Below are 19,989 nucleotides of genomic sequence, written 5' to 3' on the forward strand. Positions count from 1 at the left end.
GCGGCCTCAGCCCTGGCCGCGCAGCCGCGCGAGCATCCGCTCGACATGGGCCACCGGCGTCTGCGGCGTGATGCCGTGGCCGAGGTTGAAGATGTGCGGCAGGCCGGCGGTCGCCTCGAGCACCGCGTCCACCGCCGCGTCGAGGGCCGCGCCGCCCGCGATCAGCGTGTCGGGATGCAGGTTGCCCTGCGTGACCGTCGCGGCCGGCACCGTCTGCCGCAGGGCCTTCAGGTCCACGCCCCAGTCGACGCCGACCGCGTCGGCGCCGGTCTCCGGCACCACCCGGGCGTGGCCGTCGAGGCCCGAGCCGCGGGCGAACACGATGATCTTCGCCCCCGGCACCCGGGCGCGGACGCCCGCCACCATGCGGGCGATCGGCCGCAGCGACCAGCGGGTGAGGGCATCGGAGGCAGGTGCGCCCGGCAAGGCGCTCTCGGCGACGTCGCCGACCGGCTCGACGGTGCCGCCGGAGCCCGAGGCCGTCCCCGGCACGGCGCGCGGCAGGGTGCCGGCGTGGGACTCGAAGATCTGCACCGCGTCGGCGCCGGCCTCGAGCTGGCGCACGAGGTACTCGGTCTGCACGGCGACGAGGCGGTCGATCAGGGTGTCGACCAGGGCGGTGTCGCCCTCGGCGAGCGCCCGCGCGGGGGCGAGGTCCGGCGTGCCGCGGCCGCCGATCATGTAGCTCGCCACCGTCCAGGGGGCGCCGCAGAAGCCGAGCAGCGTCGTCTCGCCCGGCAATTCGGCCCGCAGCCGCGTCACCGTCTCGAAGACCGGCGCGAGGTGGGTCATGATCGCCGGGTCGCCGGCCTCCCGCAGGCGCGCGAACGCGTCCCGACCGTCGAGCGGGTCGAGGCGCGGTCCCTCGCCCTCCACGAAGCGCACGTCCTGGCCGAGCGCGTGGGGGACGACCAGGATGTCGGAGAACAGGATAGCCGCGTCGAAGCCGAAGCGCCGGATCGGCTGGAGCGTCACCTCGACGGCGAAGTCCGGGCTGTAGCAGAGGTCGAGGAACGAGCCGGCCTCGGCCCGGGTCGCCCGGTATTCCGGCAGGTAGCGCCCGGCCTGGCGCATCATCCAGGCGGGGGGCGGCCCGATCGCCTCGCCCTCGAGGACTCGCAGCACCTTGCGCTCGGACGTCGTCCCCGACGTCGTCTGCCCGGGCTCGCGCTCCGTCCCCGTCATGGTCGCTCCCATCCCGTATCCCTCACCCCGCATGCCCGTCGGCGGGCGTCCTGTCGAGTCGAGGCGCGCCGATCCCCACACAGGCCCCTTCGAAAAGATAAGGAGAGAATCTTGGAGTCTGTTTTTTCTTCTGGGGGGCCGAATCTCGGGGGCACAAAAGCGTCCACAGGCGGTCCCCGCCGCCGCGCCGTTAACGGGGCTTTAAAGGATTTCCGCCAACTTGCGAGAACCGGATGGTCCGACAGCGCCTTGGCAACGCCGAGTCGTGTACGGGCGCCGGATTCGCGGCCGATTCGTCCAGAGAGCCGGATTCGGCGCGTCCCGATCATCTGCCTGTGAACGGCGGAGTCGACAGCGCGCACCGGGATCGCCCTGGACCGGCCCGGCGGGGCATCCTATCCACACTCATCGACTCCCCTGGCGGCCGGCGGTGGACAACGTGGGCGCCGCGCGAGGCGACCGCACAGTCGGCCGAGAGGTCGACCGCAGAGGCGATCGGAATGGGCCGCAGCTACTTCCACCTCCACCTCGTCTCCGACTCCACCGGCGAGACGCTGATCAATGTCGGGCGCGCGGCCGCCGCCCAGTACGAGGGCGTGTCGGCGATCGAGCACGTCTACCCGCTGGTGCGCTCGGCCGCGCAGCTCGACCGGGTGATCTCGGAGATCCGGGCCGCGCCGGGCCTCGTCCTCTACACGCTGGTGGGGGGCGACCTCGGCGAGCGGCTGGAGGAGGTCGCCCGGGAGACCGGCTCGCCCTGCCTGTCGGTGCTGCGGCCGGTCCACGACCTGCTGCGCGCGTATCTCGGCGCCGAGACCACGGCGCGGCCCGGCGCCCAGCACATGCTGAACGCCGAGTACTTCAAGCGCATCGACGCGATGAACTTCACGCTGGCCCACGACGACGGCAACCTGCCGGACAATCTGGAGGAGGCCGACGTGATCCTGCTCGGCGTCAGCCGGACGTCGAAGACGCCGACCTCGATCTACCTCGCCAATCGCGGCCTCAAGACCACCAACCTGCCGCTGGTGCCGGGCATGCCGCTGCCGCCGGCGATCGAGCGGGCCCGCAAGCCCCTCGTGGTCGGCCTGTTCGCGTCGCCGGAGCGCATCGTGCAGATCCGGCAGAACCGGCTGTCGAGCCTCAACGCCGACGAATCGTCCCTCTACGTCGACCGCTCGGCGGTGGCGGACGAGATCACCATGTCCCGCCGGCTATTCACCAAGAACCGCTGGCCGACGATCGACGTCACCCGCCGGTCCATCGAGGAGACCGCCGCGGCGATCGTCGACCTCTACCGCGACCACCGGCTGAAGTTCATCGCCGACTGAGGCGGCGCCTCCGAAGGGCCGAGCCCTTCGGCGGGGTCCGGCCGTCCCCCCGAGGACGGGGGCGGGCCGGCGGATGCCGGCGGCGCGCGGATCGGTTCGCGGCGCCGCTGGCGTCAGCGCGCGGAGGCGAAGTGGCTGCGCTGCTCGATCTGGGCCGCGTAGAAGTCCTCGACGACCTCGCGGACCACTTCGGCCAGCTCGTCGCCCCGGTGCTCGTCGAGCTGGATGTCGCTGCCGACCGTCCGGCCGATGGAGCAGCTCGCCGCCCCCGGCACGAGGCGCTCGTTGTAGCGCTGGTTCAGGCCCGAGACCGAGATGTAGTTGCTGCCGCCGAGTTCCGGACCGTACTTGATCTTGATCTTCTGCTCGGACTCGGTGCCGCGCAGCTGCGCGCACAGGCTGATGAAGTTGTCCTGATCGATCTTCGCCTCGAGGCCGGTGATGCTGCCGTGGACGTTGTCCTCCTCGTTGAGGACCTCGGCCATCAGGTTCAGCACGCCCATGACGGGCTGGAGCGCCCGGGACCCGTCCTCGAGCAGCTTCCGCCGGAAGTCGTTGCTGCGCTCGTCGGCCGCCTGCAGCCGCGCGCGAAACCTGTCCTTGACCTCGTTGGCGCGTGCCATCGCGCTCCTCCCTGGTGGTTCACCCGATGCTTTACCGCTCGGATAACCGAAACCTACGAGGCCAATTCAGATGACGCAAGATAGTGCAAAATATTGATGCCTGCTCAGAACGTGAGCCGTTGCACAGGAATAATACTTGCTCATGAACTGTGCAACGGCGGCAGGTCCGGGAGGCGCGCTTACTTCAGGAGCTGCAGCAGGCTGCGCCCCGCCGGGGACTTGAGTTCCCTGACGTCGAGGGTGCCGTCGTTGTCGGGATCGGCCGCCTTGAAGCGCTGCGCGACCAGGGCGAGGTATTCCTTGCGGTCGAGGGTGCCGTCGGAATCGGTGTCGGCGGCCTTCAGGTCCTTCTTGCTGAGCCGGCCCTTCAGCTCCCTGGCGTCGACGGTGCCGTCCTTGTCGGTCTCGGCGGCGTCGAAGACCTTGCCGGCGGCGGCCTGGGCCTCGGCCAGGTCGATCGTGCCGTCGTGGTCGGTGTCGACCATCTTCAGCGTGCGCTCGGTGCCGGAGGACCGGGCGAGGGCCGCCGACGGCAGCGCGGCCGGCAGGACCAGGAGGGTCACGAGAGCGGTGGCGAGGGCGACGGTCGGGGCGCCCATGGTCGGACGGCGCGTGGCGGCGCGGACGGATCGGTGCGGGGTCGCGGGCATGGGGATCTCCGGTGCCGGGCGGTTGCGGCAGCCCAAATCCCGGTCCCGGCTTGCGTTCCCGCGCCCGCCTTCACGAGATGCGGAGCCGCGCCGCGCTCAGCGGACCGGGCCGTCGAGCGGTGCGAGCCGGTCCGCCGTGGGGGTCGCGGCTTCTCCCGGCGCGGCATGCGACAGGGTCCGGGCCAGGGCCCTGAGATCCGGGACCGGGGCGCCCGCCGCGCCGAAGACCGCCCGGTCGAGGGCCGCGAAGGCGGCCGCGAGATCGGGCCGCGCCCGCCAGGTCCGGGCGAGGTCGGGGACTTCGCGCTCGGCGGCGTCGAGGGCCGCGCGGAACCCGGCCGGGTCGCCGGCCCGGGCCGCCGCGCGCAGGGCCCGGCGCACCGCGCCGGAGAGGCGCAGGCGCGGCCGCCCGAGGCCGAAGCCGATCAGCGCGAGGCCCAGCCCGAAGGCGGCGAGCGCCGAGGCGGCGACGACGAGGGGCGAGGGGATCGCGGGGGGCGCCCGCTCGGTCTCGCGGTCGGGCAGGCCGCCGCCGATCTGCCGGGCCGGGATCTCGGTCTCGCGCATCGTGCGGGTGTTGGTGTCGAACCACGGGATCGCGATGGCGTCGAGGGGGATGATCTCCGGCACGCCGGGCTTCACGTCCCACTGGTAGGTGGCCCGCGCCACGGGTCCCGAGGGCGTCAGCAGCGTCTCGCGGGTGACGGGGCCCGCGAAGGTGATGATGCCGCGGGTGCGCATGACCGGCCGGGGCGGCAGGCCCTCGGCGACCATGCCCTGGGCCTCCAGGGTGACGATCCGGCGGGTGGTCTCGCCGACCTTGATGGTCTCCGGGTCCGGGCTCCAGGAATCGGTGATCGCCACGTCCTTGGCAGGCAGCCACCAGGGCTCCTTGGCGTCGGGGCCGCCGGTGGGCTCGGTCCAGGGTGCGACCGGGAAGGGGATCGGCTTCGAGCGGACTTCGACGACTCGCCGCTCGCCGACATCGTTGACGGTGAGCTTGTGGACGAACGGCTCGATGGTGAACTGGCCGGCATGGTGCGGGAAGACCGCCACGGTGCGGTCGAACGCGATGGCGCTCTGGCCGTCGGGGAGCTTGGTCCGGCTCCAGTGGTCGCGGCCGAGCTGCGTCCACGAGAAGTTCGCGAGGGAGGGCTGCACCACCTCCTCGAGCAGGATCGGCTGCTTGTAGACCCCGTGGATCTTCAGCAGCACCATCTCGCGGGGGAAGGGGGCACTGTTGCCGTTGAGCTCCGCGGTCACCGTCAGCGTGAGGTCGCCCGGCTCGATCTCGGCCCGGGCGGGCAGGGGAGCGAGGAAGGGGGCGAGGAGGATGAGGGCGCGGGTCAGGGCGCGCCGCTCGGAAACGCCGAAAACACTTACCACGGGTTGCTCCCGGCGGGGATCGCGGTGCCGGCCTCGACCCGGCGGGTCTGCTCGGCGCGCAGGCGCAGCTTGAGATAGCGGCCGGGATCGTCCGGCAGGGTCTGGAGCCAGAGCCGGTCCGGGCGGATCTCGTGGGCCTCGAAGCTCTTGGTCACCCGGCGGACCTCGCGCTCGGGCGCCTCGGCCACCATGGCTGAGCCGCCGCCGGTCCGGCCGCGGCCGGCGGCGTCGCCGGCCGAGCCCCGGGCCTGGCCCTTGCCGGCGTCGATCGACTGCTGCTCGGCCTTGCCGCGGCGGGCGACCTTGCTGTTGCCGGGCAGCGACGCGCTGGCGTTCGATTCCTTGTTGCCGGCGAGACCCTCGCCGCTGGAGGCGGCGTTGATGTCGTTGTTCTGGTCCTGGTTGGCGGTGTTGTTGTAGCGGGCGCCGTACTGGGCGGTGCCGTTGGCGATGCCGCCGCCGGGCCCGCGGTCGATCACCTCGGCCCGCATCCGGGCGATCAGCGAGCGGTTGGCCTGGGCGTCGGCGTCGCGGGGGTTGAAGCGCAGGGCCTCGTCGTAGGCCGCGAGCGCCCCGTCGAGGTCGCCGGCCCTGGCCAGAGCGTTGCCGAGATTGTAGCTCGCCCGCCTCCCGCCGGCACGGAACAGCGCGACCGCCTCCTCGTAGCGGCCGGCCTCGTAGAGCGCGGCGGCGCGCCAGGCCGGATCGACGAACACGTCCGCGGCGAGGCCCGGCAGGCCGAGACCCATCAGCAGCCGCCCGAAGCCGGTGCGGGGCTGCGAGACCCCGAGCAGCGCCAGGAGGCCGATCCCGGCGAGGGCGAGGCCGGCGATCCGGGCGAGCCGCCGCCAGCGCGGCGGCAGGCCGGCCCGGAGCGGGGCGGCGAGGCCGGTCTCGGGAAGGGTCAGCCGCATCACGCGCTCCTGCGGAACAGCAGCAGCGCCGGCAGCGCCGCCAGCAGCAGCAGCCAGCGCCCGAGATCCGCGTAGGCCAGGACGCCGTAGCCGCCCGCCGCGAGGTGCTGGGCGAGGCCGGCCCCGACCGCGTCGAGCACCGGGCCCGGGGTCGCGATGTCGGCGGCCGTGCCGCCGCCGGCCCGGGCGAGGGCGTCGAGGGCGGTCCGGTCGGGCTTCGGCGCGCCGGGCGGCAGCGGCTTGTCGGCCGGGACGTAGAGGGCCTGGAGCCGCCAGCCGTGCTCGGCGATGGCGCGGGCCTCGCGGGTGGCGGCCTCGCCGATGCCGTCGCCGTCGCTGATCAGCACCACGTCGGCCGCCACCACGTTGGCCTCCGCGAGGGTGCGGCGGGCCAGCGCCAGCCCGCGCTCGGGGTGCGAGCCGCGGTCCGGCACCGTGTCGGCGTCGAGGGCGAACAGGGTGGTGCCGAGGCTGTCGCGGTCCGTGGTCGGGGAGGCGGCGAGGTAGGCGTCGCCCGCGTAGACCACGAGGGCGACCGCCCGGGTGCCGGCGGCCTCCGCCACGGCGGCGGCGGCCTGCCGGACGCCCTGGAGGTTGCCGCCCTCGGTGACCGACCGCGACAGGTCGACGACGAGCACGGTCTCGTCGAGGTTGCGGTAGGTCCGCCCGTCCGCCCGCTCCACCGCGGGGCCGGTCAGCGCCAGGGCGATCAGCCCGGCCGCCAGCGCGGCGGCGAGGTTCGCCTGCCGCCGGCCGCCGAGGATCGCGCCGGCCCGGGCGAGATGGGCCATCAGCGCCGGGTCGACGGCCCGGGCCCAGTCGCCCAGCGGCGCCGAGCGCCACGCGGCGCGAAGGGCCAGCAGGACCACGACCGGGATCGCCAGGAACCACCAGGGGCGCAGGAGGGCGACGGCGTCGAGGGCGCTCATCGGGCGGACCCTCCGACCCGCATTCCCTGTCCCGAGGCCGGCGCCGCACCCCGGCACCGCGGGACGCGGGGAAGGGTCGGGAGCGCGGGGTATCGTACCATCACGCGCCCCTCCGGCTGGCCAGCAGGAGCGCGGCGCTGAGGAAAGCCAGGGCGGCCGGCCAGGGCCAGAGGTCCCGGCGGAGCGGCAGGGGCGGGGCGAGGGCGCGGCCGCCCTCCAGCCGGTCGATGGCGTCGGCGACCCGGACCAGATCCTCGGTGGTGCGCACCCGGAACGCCTCGCCGCCGCTCGCCCGCGCCATGTCGCGCAGGGTCTCGGTGTCGACCACGTCCTGCTCGCCGTCGGCGTCGGCCATGTCGCGGGGCCCCAGGGCGATCGTGTAGACCTTGATGCCGAGTTCCTTGGCGAGCTCCGCCACGTCCTTGGGGGCGGTTTGGCCGGCATTGTTGGCGCCGTCCGACAGCAGGATCACGGCCTTCGCGGCCTTCTCGCCCGGCCTGGTCCCGGCGGTGTCGCCCCCGACGTCCCGCGGATCCAGCCGGCGCAGGGCGAGCCCGAGGCCGTCGCCGATGCCGGTGGAGCGGCCGCTGATGCCGATCGTGGCCTCGTCCAGCGCCCGGGCGACCGCCGCGGTGTCAAAGCTCGGCGCCGCCGCCACGTAGGCCTGGTCGGCGAAGATCACGAGGCCGATCCGGTCCCCGGCCCGGCGCCGGATGAAGTCGGTGCCGACGCGCTTGACCGCGGTGAGCCGGTTCACGGTCTCGCCGTCGAGGGCGAAGTCGCGCCGCTCCATCGAGCCCGACAGGTCCATGGCGATCATGATCTCGCGGCCCGAGGCCGGGAGCGCGGCCGCCGGCATGACGAGGCGCGGGCCCGACAGCGCTGCCACCAGGGCGATCCACAGCGTCCAGGTGAGCAGCGCCCGCCGCCGGCCCCGGGCCGCGCGGTCGGCGCCGGCGCGCGCGCCGGCCACCAGGGTGGCGGGCACGCGCAGGGCGCCGCTGCCGCCCTCCGGCTCCGCCGGGATCAGGCGCGCGGCCAGCAGCGGCAGGGGCAGCGCCAGCAGCGCCCAGGGCGCGGCGAGGTCGAAGGCCGACAGGAGCGCGCTGAGCCACGCGGGCAGGAATCCGCTCATGCCCGCAGCCGCCCGATCAGGCGGGCGAGCTCGGCGTCCAGGGCGTCGAGGTCGGGATCCTGTCGCCGGTACAGCCCGTCGGCGAGCACCCGGCCGGCGCCCCGGGTGAAGAACTCGGTCCGGAACAGCCCGTCCAGCCGGGCCGCCCAGTCCGGGCCCGTCGCCCGGGTCCCGGTCCCTGCCTCGCCGGACTGGTCGAGGGACCGGTCGAGGGATCGGTCGAGTCGGCGCAGCAGCCGGGCCTGTGCGACGAGGCGCGCCTCCGGGTCGAGGCCACGGCTCCGGGCGAGCTCGGCGAGCGCCGCCCGGCGCAGGGTGGCCCGCGCCCGGCCGCGCGCGTAGCGCACGAGCCCGACCAGCAGGGCGGCGAGGAAGCCCAGGGCGGCCGCCGCCACGACCTCGCCCTGCACGGCGCCGGCGGCGCCCCCGGGCAGGTGCAGGCCCCGGAGCTGGTCGAGGGATAGGGGGATCTCGGCGGGCGCGACGGGATTCATCGGATCGCGCCGCGGGTCAGGTCGCCGGGTTCGGCCTCACAGCACCGCATCGAGGCGCTCCATGAGCGGCGCGTAGGCCTCCGGGCCGGTCTCGACGTCAAGGCGCACGCCCGCGATGCCCCGGCGGGCGTAGTCGGCGAGCCGGGCCTCGGCGGACGCGTCCGCCTGTCCTCCCGCGGTCGGCAGCGCGGTCCCGCGGCGGCCGTCCGCGAGGGCGAAGGGGTAGTAGCCCGGCGGCCGGGCGCGCTCGAAGGCGTCGCTCACCAGGATCAGCCGGATGGCGATCCGCTCGGCGAGCAGCGTCAGGAGTTCGTCGAAGCCCGGGCCGGGATCGTCCAGGGCGCTGGCGATGACGAGGTGGCCGCCGGCCGGCAGCAGGCTGCGGGCGAGGGCGAGCGTCGCCTCCAGCGGCGGCTCCGCGCGGGCCGGCGCGCCGGATTCGGCCCCCAAGGCGTCGGCGTGGGCCTGGGCGAGGGCACCGGTGACCGCGATCATGGCGCGCTCGCCGCCCGCCGGCCGCAGCACGGTCGGCATCCCGGCCGAGGCGACCGCGAGGCCGACCCGGCCGCCGTCGGCCGCGACCCGCCAGCCGAGCAGCGCCAGGGCCTCGGCGGCCGCCACCGAGCGCAGGGCCCTCCGGGTGCCGAACAGCATCGCGGGCCGGAAATCGGCGAGCAGCACCACCGCGCGGTCGCGCTCGTCGTGGTGGGTGCGGACGTGCAGCTGCCCGGTGCGGGCCGTGGCGTTGCGGTCGATGAAGCGGCGGTCGTCGCCCTCGGACCAGAGGCGGACGTCCTCCGGCTCCGACCCGCGCCCGCGGCGCCGGGTGACGATGCCGCCCGGCAGGCCCGCCAGCGTCCGGGTGGCGGGCGCGGAGCCCCGCCGGGCGAGGTGGCGCAGGCCCATCAGGGCCTCGCCCGAGAGGTGGATGCCGTGCTCGGCGCGGTCTCGCCCCGCCTCTCGGGCGGGGAAGGGGCCCCCGGCGGTCGGGCCGACCGCCCCCGCGGCGGGGGGAGGGGATCTGCGGCGCGCCTGCCCGAACCCGAACACCGTCAGAGCGCCCGCACCCGCTGCACCAGCTCGCCGACGAGGCTGCGCGCCGTCCGGCCCTCGGCGGCCGCCCGCCAAGTCAGGCCGATCCGGTGGGAGAGGGCGTCGCGGGCCAGCTCCGCGACGTCCTCGGGCGTGACGTGGTCGCGCCCCCGCAGCCAGGCCCGGGCCTTGCAGGCCATCATCAGCGCCAGGGTGCCGCGCGGGGAGGCCGGGTGCTCGATCATGGCGCGCAGGTCCGGGGCGGCCGCGTCGGTGCGGGTCGCCGCCACCAGCCGGACGAGGTAGTCCTTGAGGGCCGGCGACACGTAGGTGGCGAGCGCCGCCTCCCGGGCGGCGCGCACGTCCGCCAGCGACAGCCGCACGGTCATCGCGTCGACGTGGTGGGTGATCTCGCCCTCCACGAGGTCGAGGATCGCCCGCTCGGTGGTCTCGTCGGGCATGTCGACCACGACGTGGAGGAGGAAGCGGTCGAGCTGCGCCTCCGGCAGCGGGAAGGTGCCGGCATGCTCGATCGGGTTCTGGGTCGCCACGACCATGAACGGGTCGGACAGGCAGTGCGTCGTCCCCGAGACCGTCACCTGCCCCTCGGCCATGGATTCGAGAAGCGCCGACTGCACCTTCGGCGGCGCGCGGTTGACCTCGTCCACCAGCACGAGGGCGTGGAACAGCGGCCCGGGCAGGAACTCGAAGGTGCCGCTGTCCTGACGCCAGACGGTGGTGCCGGTGAGGTCGGCCGGCATCAGGTCCGGGGTGCACTGGATGCGCGCGAAGGAGCCGTCGAGGCCGTCGGCGAGGCGCTTGACCGCGCGGGTCTTGGCGAGCCCCGGCGCGCCCTCGATCAGCAGGTGCCCGCCGGTGAGGAGCCCGATCAGCAGGCGCTCCACGAGGCCGGCGCTGCCGATCAGGCCGCGCTCGAGCCCCTCGCGCAGCGCCATGACGCGGCCGTGCAGAGCGGCGTCGGGAGCGCCGGTGGGCGCATGGTCTGGCGCGGTGTCGGGCCTGCGTTCGGCGAGGGCGCCGCTCGTGGCGCCGCTCATGCGGAGAACGATCCGGTGCGGAGCGGATCCGCCCGTCGGGCCATGTCCCGGGCCATGTCCCGGGCCTTGTCCTGGGCCGTGTGCTGCATCCTGCACGTCTCCTCGGCCGGGTCCCGGATTCTTAAGGGATCCTCAGGCTCTTGCCGGTGTGCCCGCTGCCCGGTGCGGCCGTCAATCCCGCTTCGGACACGCTTTCCGGTCCCGGCCGGGCCATGGTGTCACGGTTCCGTCACCTCTCCGCTCCCATGAGACGCCGGATGACCAGCTACGCCGCCCTCCCCGAAGAACTGAAATCCGCGATCGGCCTGCTCGTGGCCTTCGTGCTGGGCACGATCATCGGGGCCGAGCGGCAGTACCGGCAGCGCACCGCGGGCCTGCGCACGGCGGTGCTGGTCGCGGTCGGGGCGAGCGCCTTCGTGGATCTCGGCATGCGCCTGACCGGTCCGGACGGGGGCGTCCGGACCGTGGCCTACGTGATCTCCGGCATCGGCTTCCTCGGCGCCGGCGTGATCATGAAGGAAGGGATGAACGTCCGCGGCCTCAACACGGCCGCGACCCTGTGGTGCTCGGCCGCGGTCGGGGCCTTCTGCGGCGCCGACCTGCCCCTGGAGGCGGTGTTCGTGATGGTGACGGTGCTCGCCTGCAACACCGCGCTCCGGCCGCTGGTGAACGCCATCAACCGCGCGCCGATCCGCGAATCCGCCACCGAGGCGACCTACGAGGTCCAGGTCACCACGGCGCCCGGCGAGGCCGGGCCGGCGCAGGACCTGCTGGTGGAGCGCCTGGAGGCGGCGAACTACCCGGTCGGCAGCGTCGAGATCGAGGAGCGTGGCGAGAGCGCGGTCGACGTGGTGGCGACGCTCACGGCCAGCGCCGTCAAGGCGGAGGAACTCGACGCCGTGACCAACGAGCTGGCCCGCATGCCCGGCATCCGCCACGCCACGTGGTCGGTGCAGACCGCCGACTGAGCGCGGCGCGCGGGCGGGGCGGCGATCCGGAGGGCCGCCCTCCGGCGGTGACCCGGGCCGTCAGCGCCGCGGGTCGAGGGGCCGGCTGCGGCGCTCGATCACCACGGTCGGGCGCGTGCGGCGCTCCACCACCACGGTGCGCGGGGCGCGGCTCGGGCTCGCCTGGGTCAGGATCCGCTCGGGGGTGCGCTCCGGCCTGGCCTTCTTGGCCGCCAGGACGTGGGGGCGGACCTCGTCGGCCGGCAGGCCCATCAGGCCGGCGGCGATCTCGACCTGCTGCTCCACGTCGTCCGCGAGGTCCTGCGCGGCGGCGACCGCCTCGCTCACGGTGGGCGGCTCGCGGCGGACGCGGATCGGTGGCAGGTCGGCGAAGCTCTTCTGCGTCTTCTTCACGGGGCGACTCGCGGTCTTCATGCACCAGACATAGCGCCTTCCGGGCAGGTTGTGCAGTGCATCAAAAACGTGTGATGGGCGCCTCCCGCACATGTCTCGCCGGCGGATAGCGCGGGGGAGACGCGGAGCTGACGCGCAGTGGCGCGGCTGTGAGGCCGGCTGCCGCGCGCTTGGGCAGGCTCGGGCCGCTTCGGGCATCCGGTGCCCGATCTGCCGGAGTTTCGGGCGTCCCGCGGGCCAGTGCCGTCTGCCCAGCTTCAGAAACGCGCCCCGATGCGTCATAGTGGCGCAGTCCGGCGAGCCCGCGCTTACCTGCGCTTCAGCCCGGCATGGTAGGGTCCGCGCATGACCGAGAGCCTCGATCCCCGGCTGACCCCGGCTCGGCCGCACGTCGCCGATCTCCGCCTGCGGGACCGCGTCGCGGCGGCGCGCTACGTTGCCGGCACGCCGCGGCGGGTGACATCGCCGTCGGCGCCGCTGCGCCGCGCGCCCGCCGCCGATGCGGGGCTCGACACCGAGGCGCTGCTCGGCGACGCGGTCGATCTCTACGACACGGCGGACGGCTTCGCCTTCGTGCAGCTCGCCCGCGACGGCTACGTCGGCTACCTGCCGGCCGACAGCCTCGGTCCGGCCGATCCGGAGCCGACGCACCGCGTCACGGCCCTGCGCACCTTCCTGTATCCCGAGCCGGACCTGAAGCGGCCGGTCCTCGGCCATCTCAGCCTCGGCGCACGCCTCGCCGCGACGGGGGAGGCGGGCGCCTACCTGGAGACGCCGGGCGGCTACGTGTTCGCCCGCCACTGCGCGCCCGTCGACGCGCGCGAGCCGGACTACGCCGCGACGGCCGCGCGGCTCGCCGGGACCCCCTATCTCTGGGGCGGCCGCACCAGCCTCGGGCTCGACTGCTCCGGCCTCGTGCAGCTCTGCCTCGACGCGGCGGGGCTGCCCTGCCCGCGCGACGCCGACATGCAGGAGCGGGCCCTCGGGCAGGCGCTGACGTTCGACCCCGCGCGCCCGGAGCTCGCGGGTCTGCGCCGGGGCGACTTCGTCTTCTGGCGCGGCCATGTCGGGCTGATGGTCGATCCCGAGACGCTGATCCACGCCAACGGCCACCACATGGCGGTCGCCGCGGAGCCGCTCGCCGGGGCGGTCGCCCGCATCGCGGCGCACAGCTTCGGCGCCGTGACGGGGATCCGGCGGCTCTGAGGGAGCCGGCGCGGGTCCCATTCCCGCGGCAATCGTGCTACAGAGGGGCCACGGAGGGGTTCCGCTTCCCTCTTCCCGCCCGGTTCCTGGGCCAGTCCTGTTGACAGGACAGCCCCGCCCTCGCCACATCCCCCGCATGACCGCCGATATCGCGACCCCCGAGCCCGTCCCGGGCACCGCCGGCAAGCCGCCGCTGGAGATCCTGCTCTGCGCCCCGCGCGGCTTCTGCGCCGGCGTGGTGCGGGCCATCGACGTCGTGGAGCGGGCGCTCGCCATCTACGGGCCGCCCGTCTACGTCCGCCACGAGATCGTGCACAACAAGTACGTCGTGGAGAGCCTGAAGCGGAAGGGCGCGGTGTTCGTCCGCGAGCTCGACGAGGTGCCGGACGGCGGCGCCCCGGTGATCTTCTCCGCCCACGGCGTGGCCAAGACCGTGCCGGCCAACGCTGATTCGCGCGGGCTGACGACGATCGACGCCACCTGCCCGCTGGTGACCAAGGTCCACCGCGAGGCCGAGATCCACCACAAGCGCGGCCGCCACGTGCTGCTCGTCGGCCATTCCGGCCATCCCGAGGTGGTGGGCACGATGGGCCAGCTGCCCAAGGGCTCGATCACCCTCGTGGAGGATCTCGAGCAGATCGCCGCCCTGACACCGGACAATCCCGACAACCTCGCCTGGGTCACCCAGACGACCCTGTCGGTCGACGACACCCGGCACATCGTCGACGCCCTGAAGAAGAAGTTCCCGAACATCACCGGGCCGCACAAGGACGACATCTGCTACGCCACCACCAACCGCCAGGAGGCGGTGAAGCAGGTGGCGCCGCTGGTCGACGCCCTGATCGTGGTCGGCTCGTCGAACTCGTCGAACTCGCAGCGCCTGCGCGAGGTCGCCGAGCGCGTCGGCTGCCCGATCACCCGCCTCGTGCTCCGCGCCGAGGAGATCGACTGGCCGGCCTTCGAGGGCATCCGCAAGCTCGGCCTCACGGCCGGCGCCTCGGCCCCCGAGGTCCTGGTCGAGGAGATCATCGACGCCTTCGCGGCCCGCTACGACGTGATGGTCGACACGGTCTCGACCGTGATCGAGGACATGGTCTTCCCGCTGCCGCGGGAGCTGCGCAGCGAGGCCGCCGAGTAGGCGGTCCGGTCCGACAGCGCCGACGCCCCGGGCTCGGGGCGCGCGGCGGGCTTTATGCGGGGGCGCTTCGGCGCCCCTTGCCGTATCGAACTTCCGACATCAGAGCGCAGACACGTGGCCGTCTACACCGAGGTATCCGACGCGGCGCTCGCCGAGTTCCTGTCCGCCTACGCGATCGGCAGCCTGCTCTCCTTCAAGGGCATCGCGGAGGGCGTCGAGAACTCGAACTTCTTCCTGCACACGACCGAGGGCGCCTACATCCTGACGCTCTACGAGAAGCGCGTCCGGGAACAGGACCTGCCGTTCTTCATCGGGCTGATGGAGCACCTCTCGGCCCGCGGCCTCGCCTGCCCGCAGCCCGTGCGCGACCGGGCTGGCCAGGCCCTCGGCCAGCTCTGCGGCCGGCCCGCCGCCATCGTGAGCTTCCTGGAGGGGGTCTCGGTCAAGGCGCCGGGCGTCGAGCATTGCCGGGAACTCGGCCGGGCCCTCGCGGAGCTGCACGCCGCCGGCCGGGACTTCCCGATGGTGCGGGACAACAATCTCTCGGTGTCCGCGTGGCGCCCGCTCTTCGCGCAGGCCGAGGCCCAGGCCGATTCGGTCGAGCCCGGCCTCGCGGCGCGCACCCGGTCGGACCTCGCCGTCTTGGAGGCGCACTGGCCCCGGGACCTGCCGGGCGGCGTGATCCACGCGGACCTGTTCACCGACAACGTCTTCTTCATCGGCGACGCGCTGTCGGGCCTGATCGACTTCTACTTCGCCTGTACGGACGCCTTCGCGTACGACCTCGCGGTCTGCCTGAACGCGTGGTGCTTCGACCCCGACGGCACCTTCCACCGCGACATGGCCGCCGCGCTGATCGCCGGCTACGAGGCCGTGCGGCCCCTGGAGGCCGCCGAGGTCGCGGCCCTGCCGATCCTGTGCCGGGGCGCCGCGCTCCGCTTCATGCTCACCCGGCTGGTCGACTGGCTGAACGTGCCCCCGGGCGCCCTGGTGAAGCCGAAGGACCCGCGAGAATTCGATCGCCGGCTCACCTTCCACCGCCAGGCGCGGGACGCGCGCGATTACGGCCGGGCGGGCTGAGACGCGGATGAGCCGGCGACCGGCTGGACAACCGGGTCGATCCATCCGCCGCGACCGGTTTGACAGGGCCGAACCCCGTCACCGCGAGCGCAGCGCCGTGGCCCAAGGTGGCGCGACGCTCGTCGCCGTGGCGCTGCCCTGGATCGCTTCGCTGCACGCGCACTGACGGCTGGGGCGCAGGGGGCGGCAGGCGGCCGCACCGCTTCGGGAAGGGGAGGCGCGCAACCGCCGACCCTCGCGTTCGAACGAATCGTCGGGCCGCTCAGTCGGTCTCGCCGTCCAGACCCAGCCAGTGGCGGCCGTCGCGGGCGAGCAGCGCGTCGGCCTCCGTCGGGCCGGCGCTGCCCGCGGGGTAGAAGTTCACCTCCGCCTGCGGCCAGCCCTTGAGCAGGGGATCGACCGCGGCCCAGCCGGCCTCGATGTTGTCGGCGCGCTGGAACAGCGTCGCGTCGCCGGTCATGCAATCGTAGAGCAGCGTCTCGTAGCCGACATTCGGCCGGTCGGCGAAGAAGTCCTTGTAGCGGAAGCCGGAGCGCACCCGGCCGATCTTCATCTGCGGCCCCGGCACCTTGACGTTGAACTCGGTGCTCACCCCGTGATCGGGATCGATCTGGATCCGCATCACGGTGGGCGCGAGGTCGGCCGTGGGCGTGTCCTCGAACATCTTGAACGGCGCCGGCTTGAACAGCACGGCGATCTCGGTGCGCCGCCCGGTCATGCGCTTGCCGGTGCGGACGTAGAACGGCACCCCGGCCCAGCGCCAGTTCTCGATGTTGAGCTTCAACGCGATGTAGGTCTCGGTGACCGAGTCCTTCGCCACGTGCGGCTCGTCCCGGTAGGCGGGCACGTCGCGCCCCTCCGAGGTGCCGGCCGTGTACTGGCCGCGCACCGCGTCCTCGGGCGGGATCGGCTTCACGGCCTCGGCGAGCTTGGCCTTCTCGGTGCGCACGGCCTCCGCGTCGAAGGAGTTCGGTGGCTCCATGGCGACCATGCAGAGCAGCTGGAACATGTGGTTCGGCACCATGTCGCGCAGCGCCCCGGTCGGCTCGTAGAAGCCGCCCCGCTCCTCGACGCCCACGGTCTCGGCCGCCGTGATCTGGATGCTGTCGATGTATTCCCGCCGCCAGACCGGCTCCAGCAGGCCGTTGGCGAAGCGGAACGCCATGATCGACTGCACGGTCTCCTTACCCAGGAAGTGGTCGATCCGGTAGAACTGGCTCTCGTCGCCCTGGCGGAGGATGCGGGCGTTCAGCTCCCGGGCCGAGGCGAGATCGGAGCCGAACGGCTTCTCGATGACCACGCGCCGGAAGGTGTCGCCCTCCTGCTTGAGCAGGCCGGCCTGGCCGAGCCCGTCCACGATCGTCCCGAAGAAGCGCGCCGCCACCGCGCAGTAGAACACCGCGCTGCCGGTGACCCGCTGCTTCACGGCCGCGAAGGTCTCGGGCTTCTCGAAATCGCCCTTGAGGTAGTGGAGCCGGTCCCGGATGAAGCCCCAGCTCTTCGGGTCGATATGGTCGGCGTGGAACTCCGAGGTCGGGTCCTTGCTGAACGCCTCCAGGGTCTGGGTGAGATTCTCGCGGAGCGATTCGTCCGTCCCGTCATTGTGATCGATGCCGAGGATCGAGAAGCCCTCGGACAGCAGGCCGGCGCCGGCGAGGTTGTAGAGCGAGGGCATCAGCAGGCGCTTGGTGAGGTCGCCGCCAGCCCCGAAGATCACCAGCGTGCAGGGCGGCGCCGGCTGCGTGCCGCAGGCTGCCGTGTCCTTGAGGGCTGTCGTCGGCTCGGCCATCCCTGACTCCCGTGTGGCTGCACTGCACCAAACCGGCCTGACAACCCGCCGCGGCGAGGCCCGTTCCGGTTCCCGCTGGGCTATGCTGCGCCGAGGTTAGGATCAAGGAACCCCGCATGCATACCCATTCCCTCGAGCCCTGGGCCCACAGCCACGTCTTCCTGGGCGACCGGCACGATCGGCACGCCCGCCGGACCTGGGCGGTGGTCGCGCTCACGGCCGTCACGATGGTGGCGGAGGTCGCCGGCGGCACGTGGCTCGGCTCGATGGCGCTGGTCGCCGACGGCTGGCACATGTCGACCCACGCGGCGGCCCTGGGCGTCGCGGCGCTCGCCTACCACTTCGCCCGGCGCCACGCGGACGACCCCCGCTTCAGCTTCGGCACCGGCAAGTTCGGCGACCTCGCGGCCTTCGCCAGCGCGCTGCTGCTCGGCCTGATCGCCCTGCTGATCGGCGCCGAGAGCCTCGACCGGCTGCTGCACCCGGTGGCGATCGGCTTCGGTCAGGCGATCCCGATCGCCGTGCTGGGGCTCGCCGTGAACCTCGCGAGCGTCTGGCTGCTGCACGACGACCACGACGACCACGGCCACGACGACCACGCTCACCATCACGGAGGCCACGCGCACGGAGGTCACGCGCACGCGGGCCACGCGCATGGCGGCCACGGCGGCCACGACACGAACTTCCGGGCCGCCTACGTCCACGTCCTGGCCGACACGCTGACGTCGGTCCTGGCCATCGTGGCGCTGCTCGGCGGGCGCTATCTCGGCCTCGCCTGGCTCGACCCGGCCATGGGCCTCGTCGGCACCGCCGTGATCCTGGCGTGGTCGTGGAGCCTGCTGCGGACGGCCGCCCTCGTGCTCCTCGACGCACGGCCCTCGCCGGCGGCCACCCGGGAGATCCGGGAGCGCCTGGAGATCGGCGGCGACCGGGTCAGCGACCTGCATCTCTGGCAGATCGGGCCGGGCCACCGGGCCGCCGTGATCGCCCTCGTCAGCGACGATCCGCAACCGCCCGCCCACTACAAGGCGCGCCTCGCCGGGGTGAAGGGCCTGAGCCACGTCACCGTCGAGGTCCAGCTCTGCGGGGGGCACGCGGCGGCGGCCTGAAGGTCCCGCGCGGGCGCTCGGCCCGGCGGCCGCTACTCGTCGGGGCGGACCGCCTGGCCGCCCCGGTCGATCGGCAGGCTCGGGCCCTTCAGCTCGGAATCGCTCGGCAGGGCGCGCACGTCCCAGCCGCCGCCGAGCGCCCGGATCAGCGTGACCGCCGCAGTGAAGCGGTTCAGTCGCACCTGAAGGGCGTTGACCTCGTTGTTCACGAGCAGGTTCTGCGCGGTCACCACCGTTGTAAAGTTCTGGGTGCCGGCCCGGTATTCGTTGAGGGTGATCTCCACGGCCCTGCGCGACAGGTCCACGGCGGTGTCCTGCGCCCCCTGCTGCTGGCCGAGGATGCGCAAAGCCGCCATCTGGTTCTCGACCTCCGCGAAGGCGGCCAGCACCACCTGCCGGTAATTGGCCACCGCCGCGTCGTAGCCGGCCTCGGCCGAGCGCAGTGCCGCGGTGCGGGCGCCGCCGTCGAACAGCACCTCGCTGCCGGAGGCCGCCACCGACCAGACCTGGTTGGCCGCCGAGAGCAGGCCGTTGCGGGTCGCCCCCGAGATGCCGCCCTGGGCCGAGATCGTCACGGTCGGGAAGAAGGCCGCCACCGCCACGCCGATGCGCTCGCTCTGCGCCTGGACGAGGCGCTCGGCCTGGGCGACGTCGGGCCGCCGCTCCAGCAGGTCGCCGGGGATGCCCACCGGCACGCCCGGCGGGCTGCGCCCGATGCCGGATACCGGGATCGACACCTCGGAGGGCGGGCGCCCGATCAGGGTGGCGATAGCGTTGACGAACTGCACCCGGGTCAGGCGCACCGCGATGGCCTGGGCCTGGATGGTCTGGACCTGGGTCTGCGCGGTGATCACGTCGGAGCGCGCCGCGACCCCGGCGGCGTACTGGTTCTCGGTGATCGCCAGGGTCCTCTTGAAGTTCTCGACGTTCTCATCGAGCACCTTCTCGAGGGAATCGGCGTAGCGCACCGTCAGGTAGTCGGCCGCGATCTCCGCCTGGATGCTCAGGCGGGTCAGCGCGATCGTGGCGGCGTCGGACTGCGCCAGGGCCGCCTCGCTCTCGATGGTGCGGCGCGTGCCGCCGAACAGGTCGAGCTCCCAGCTCGCCTGGCCCAGCAGCGCCACGTTGGTGCGCGTGGTGGTGCCGCTGCCGGTCCGGGTGATGCTCGGCGCGCCGATCACCGTCGGGTACAGGGCCGCCTGCGCGGAGGCGACGAGCGCCCGCGCCTGCCGGTAATTCGCCACCGCCTGCCGGAGGGACTGGTTGTCGACGTCGACGAGGCGGATCAGCCGGTCGAGGGTCGGGTCCTTGAACACCCGCCACCAGTCGCCGCGCTCGACCGCGTCGCTCGGCCGGGCCTCGCGCCAGCCCTTCTTCCGCGCCGCGACGTAGGCCGGGCTGTCCTCCCGGACACCGCCCTGCTTGTAGGCCAGCGGCGTCTCCACGGAGGGTCGGGTGTAGTCCGGGCCGACCACGCAGCCGGCGAGGAGCGGGGCGGCGAGGAGCAGGGATGCGAGGGTGCGGAGCCGTTGATGGGTAAAAAGCGCACCTTCCACCCTGAACCTCATC

19 protein-coding genes are annotated in these 19,989 nt (G+C 73.6%); 6 read left to right on the forward strand and 13 right to left on the reverse strand.

The genetic code is table 11. The features are described from left to right. Window positions 1-6 precede the first annotated feature (6 nt). The gene (locus tag ACLBYB_RS19485; protein ID WP_447699723.1) at window positions 7-1,185 is read right to left on the reverse strand and encodes a uroporphyrinogen decarboxylase; all 1,179 of its coding nucleotides are present in this window, start codon (window positions 1,183-1,185) and stop codon (window positions 7-9) included. Window positions 1,186-1,685: 500 nt separating this feature from the next. Here ACLBYB_RS19485 and ACLBYB_RS19490 point away from each other — a divergent pair, with 500 nt between their 5' ends. Next, window positions 1,686-2,516 (forward strand): pyruvate, water dikinase regulatory protein, encoded by an 831-nt coding sequence (locus ACLBYB_RS19490; RefSeq protein ID WP_020094046.1) that lies wholly within the window; start codon window positions 1,686-1,688, stop codon window positions 2,514-2,516. Window positions 2,517-2,629: 113 nt separating this feature from the next. Here ACLBYB_RS19490 and ACLBYB_RS19495 read toward each other — a convergent pair whose 3' ends face one another. The 9 genes from ACLBYB_RS19495 to ACLBYB_RS19535 form a co-directional block, all read right to left on the reverse strand. After that, a complete protein-coding gene (locus tag ACLBYB_RS19495; protein WP_020094045.1) occupies window positions 2,630-3,139 on the reverse strand; it encodes a hypothetical protein in 510 nt (169 codons plus the stop codon). A 179-nt stretch (window positions 3,140-3,318) separates the two neighbouring features. Beyond that, window positions 3,319-3,789, reverse strand: coding sequence for an EF-hand domain-containing protein (locus tag ACLBYB_RS19500; protein ID WP_447682139.1), 471 nt, complete (start codon window positions 3,787-3,789; stop codon window positions 3,319-3,321). A 96-nt stretch (window positions 3,790-3,885) separates the two neighbouring features. After that, entirely contained in the window at window positions 3,886-5,175 is a 1,290-nt protein-coding gene (locus tag ACLBYB_RS19505; RefSeq protein ID WP_447699724.1) for a hypothetical protein, read from the reverse strand. Continuing rightward, entirely contained in the window at window positions 5,169-6,089 is a 921-nt protein-coding gene (locus ACLBYB_RS19510; RefSeq protein WP_447682141.1) for a tetratricopeptide repeat protein, read from the reverse strand. The genes ACLBYB_RS19505 and ACLBYB_RS19510 overlap by 7 nt, the downstream gene beginning before the upstream one ends. Beyond that, complete coding sequence (locus ACLBYB_RS19515; RefSeq protein WP_447699725.1) at window positions 6,089-7,018, reverse strand: VWA domain-containing protein; 930 nt, start codon at window positions 7,016-7,018, stop codon at window positions 6,089-6,091. Before ACLBYB_RS19515 ends, ACLBYB_RS19510 begins: the two co-directional genes overlap by 1 nt. Before the next feature lie 100 nt (window positions 7,019-7,118). Further along, window positions 7,119-8,153: a VWA domain-containing protein gene (locus tag ACLBYB_RS19520; RefSeq protein ID WP_447699726.1), complete on the reverse strand. Its 1,035-nt coding sequence runs from the start codon at window positions 8,151-8,153 to the stop codon at window positions 7,119-7,121. Further along, on the reverse strand, window positions 8,150-8,647 hold the full coding sequence (locus ACLBYB_RS19525; protein ID WP_447699727.1) for a DUF4381 family protein: 498 nt from the start codon (window positions 8,645-8,647) through the stop codon (window positions 8,150-8,152). The genes ACLBYB_RS19520 and ACLBYB_RS19525 overlap by 4 nt, the downstream gene beginning before the upstream one ends. 36 nt (window positions 8,648-8,683) lie before the next feature. Then, entirely contained in the window at window positions 8,684-9,553 is an 870-nt protein-coding gene (locus tag ACLBYB_RS19530) for a DUF58 domain-containing protein (protein WP_447699728.1), read from the reverse strand. A 146-nt stretch (window positions 9,554-9,699) separates the two neighbouring features. Continuing rightward, window positions 9,700-10,737: an AAA family ATPase gene (locus ACLBYB_RS19535; RefSeq protein WP_447699729.1), complete on the reverse strand. Its 1,038-nt coding sequence runs from the start codon at window positions 10,735-10,737 to the stop codon at window positions 9,700-9,702. A gap of 257 nt (window positions 10,738-10,994) precedes the next feature. Between ACLBYB_RS19535 and ACLBYB_RS19540 the strand changes: the two genes are divergently transcribed. Then, complete coding sequence (locus ACLBYB_RS19540; RefSeq protein ID WP_056533658.1) at window positions 10,995-11,705, forward strand: MgtC/SapB family protein; 711 nt, start codon at window positions 10,995-10,997, stop codon at window positions 11,703-11,705. Between the two features lie 60 nt (window positions 11,706-11,765). Here the strand turns inward: ACLBYB_RS19540 and ACLBYB_RS19545 are convergent, their stop codons facing one another. Continuing rightward, on the reverse strand, window positions 11,766-12,098 hold the full coding sequence (locus ACLBYB_RS19545) for a hypothetical protein (protein WP_447682144.1): 333 nt from the start codon (window positions 12,096-12,098) through the stop codon (window positions 11,766-11,768). Window positions 12,099-12,443: 345 nt separating this feature from the next. Between ACLBYB_RS19545 and ACLBYB_RS19550 the strand changes: the two genes are divergently transcribed. From ACLBYB_RS19550 to ACLBYB_RS19560, 3 genes are all read left to right on the forward strand, one after another. After that, entirely contained in the window at window positions 12,444-13,304 is an 861-nt protein-coding gene (locus tag ACLBYB_RS19550) for a C40 family peptidase (RefSeq protein ID WP_447699730.1), read from the forward strand. A 136-nt stretch (window positions 13,305-13,440) separates the two neighbouring features. Next, entirely contained in the window at window positions 13,441-14,442 is a 1,002-nt protein-coding gene (ispH, locus tag ACLBYB_RS19555) for a 4-hydroxy-3-methylbut-2-enyl diphosphate reductase (RefSeq protein ID WP_091926965.1), read from the forward strand. A gap of 114 nt (window positions 14,443-14,556) precedes the next feature. Beyond that, on the forward strand, window positions 14,557-15,522 hold the full coding sequence (locus ACLBYB_RS19560) for a homoserine kinase (protein ID WP_020094031.1): 966 nt from the start codon (window positions 14,557-14,559) through the stop codon (window positions 15,520-15,522). 262 nt (window positions 15,523-15,784) lie between these two features. On the opposite strand, the gene zwf is transcribed toward ACLBYB_RS19560, so the two are convergent. Further along, on the reverse strand, window positions 15,785-17,311 hold the full coding sequence (zwf, locus tag ACLBYB_RS19565) for a glucose-6-phosphate dehydrogenase (RefSeq protein WP_042672970.1): 1,527 nt from the start codon (window positions 17,309-17,311) through the stop codon (window positions 15,785-15,787). A 116-nt stretch (window positions 17,312-17,427) separates the two neighbouring features. Between zwf and dmeF the strand changes: the two genes are divergently transcribed. Next, window positions 17,428-18,420 carry a CDF family Co(II)/Ni(II) efflux transporter DmeF gene (gene dmeF, locus ACLBYB_RS19570; protein WP_447699731.1) on the forward strand — a complete coding sequence of 331 codons (993 nt, stop codon included), beginning with the start codon at window positions 17,428-17,430 and terminating at the stop codon, window positions 18,418-18,420. 32 nt (window positions 18,421-18,452) lie between these two features. Here the strand turns inward: dmeF and ACLBYB_RS19575 are convergent, their stop codons facing one another. Beyond that, window positions 18,453-19,988 carry an efflux transporter outer membrane subunit gene (locus tag ACLBYB_RS19575; protein WP_447699732.1) on the reverse strand — a complete coding sequence of 512 codons (1,536 nt, stop codon included), beginning with the start codon at window positions 19,986-19,988 and terminating at the stop codon, window positions 18,453-18,455. Window position 19,989: the final 1 nt, after the last annotated feature.

Source organism: Methylobacterium sp. D54C (assembly GCF_053345595.1).

What these genes read in the sequence shown, in the direction of transcription:
- ACLBYB_RS19575 (WP_447699732.1), bottom strand. Translation starts at nt 19,988, where the DNA reads ATGAGGTTCAGGGTGGAAGGTGCGCTTTTTACCCATCAACGGCTCCGC.
- ACLBYB_RS19525 (WP_447699727.1), bottom strand. Translation starts at nt 8,647, where the DNA reads ATGAATCCCGTCGCGCCCGCCGAGATCCCCCTATCCCTCGACCAGCTC.
- ACLBYB_RS19490 (WP_020094046.1), top strand. Translation starts at nt 1,686, where the DNA reads ATGGGCCGCAGCTACTTCCACCTCCACCTCGTCTCCGACTCCACCGGC.
- ACLBYB_RS19520 (WP_447699726.1), bottom strand. Translation starts at nt 8,153, where the DNA reads ATGAGCGGATTCCTGCCCGCGTGGCTCAGCGCGCTCCTGTCGGCCTTC.
- ACLBYB_RS19535 (WP_447699729.1), bottom strand. Translation starts at nt 10,737, where the DNA reads ATGAGCGGCGCCACGAGCGGCGCCCTCGCCGAACGCAGGCCCGACACC.
- ACLBYB_RS19500 (WP_447682139.1), bottom strand. Translation starts at nt 3,789, where the DNA reads ATGCCCGCGACCCCGCACCGATCCGTCCGCGCCGCCACGCGCCGTCCG.
- dmeF (WP_447699731.1), top strand. Translation starts at nt 17,428, where the DNA reads ATGCATACCCATTCCCTCGAGCCCTGGGCCCACAGCCACGTCTTCCTG.
- ACLBYB_RS19485 (WP_447699723.1), bottom strand. Translation starts at nt 1,185, where the DNA reads ATGACGGGGACGGAGCGCGAGCCCGGGCAGACGACGTCGGGGACGACG.
- ACLBYB_RS19530 (WP_447699728.1), bottom strand. Translation starts at nt 9,553, where the DNA reads ATGGGCCTGCGCCACCTCGCCCGGCGGGGCTCCGCGCCCGCCACCCGG.
- ACLBYB_RS19540 (WP_056533658.1), top strand. Translation starts at nt 10,995, where the DNA reads ATGACCAGCTACGCCGCCCTCCCCGAAGAACTGAAATCCGCGATCGGC.
- ACLBYB_RS19495 (WP_020094045.1), bottom strand. Translation starts at nt 3,139, where the DNA reads ATGGCACGCGCCAACGAGGTCAAGGACAGGTTTCGCGCGCGGCTGCAG.
- ispH (WP_091926965.1), top strand. Translation starts at nt 13,441, where the DNA reads ATGACCGCCGATATCGCGACCCCCGAGCCCGTCCCGGGCACCGCCGGC.
- ACLBYB_RS19510 (WP_447682141.1), bottom strand. Translation starts at nt 6,089, where the DNA reads ATGCGGCTGACCCTTCCCGAGACCGGCCTCGCCGCCCCGCTCCGGGCC.
- ACLBYB_RS19550 (WP_447699730.1), top strand. Translation starts at nt 12,444, where the DNA reads ATGACCGAGAGCCTCGATCCCCGGCTGACCCCGGCTCGGCCGCACGTC.
- ACLBYB_RS19515 (WP_447699725.1), bottom strand. Translation starts at nt 7,018, where the DNA reads ATGAGCGCCCTCGACGCCGTCGCCCTCCTGCGCCCCTGGTGGTTCCTG.
- zwf (WP_042672970.1), bottom strand. Translation starts at nt 17,311, where the DNA reads ATGGCCGAGCCGACGACAGCCCTCAAGGACACGGCAGCCTGCGGCACG.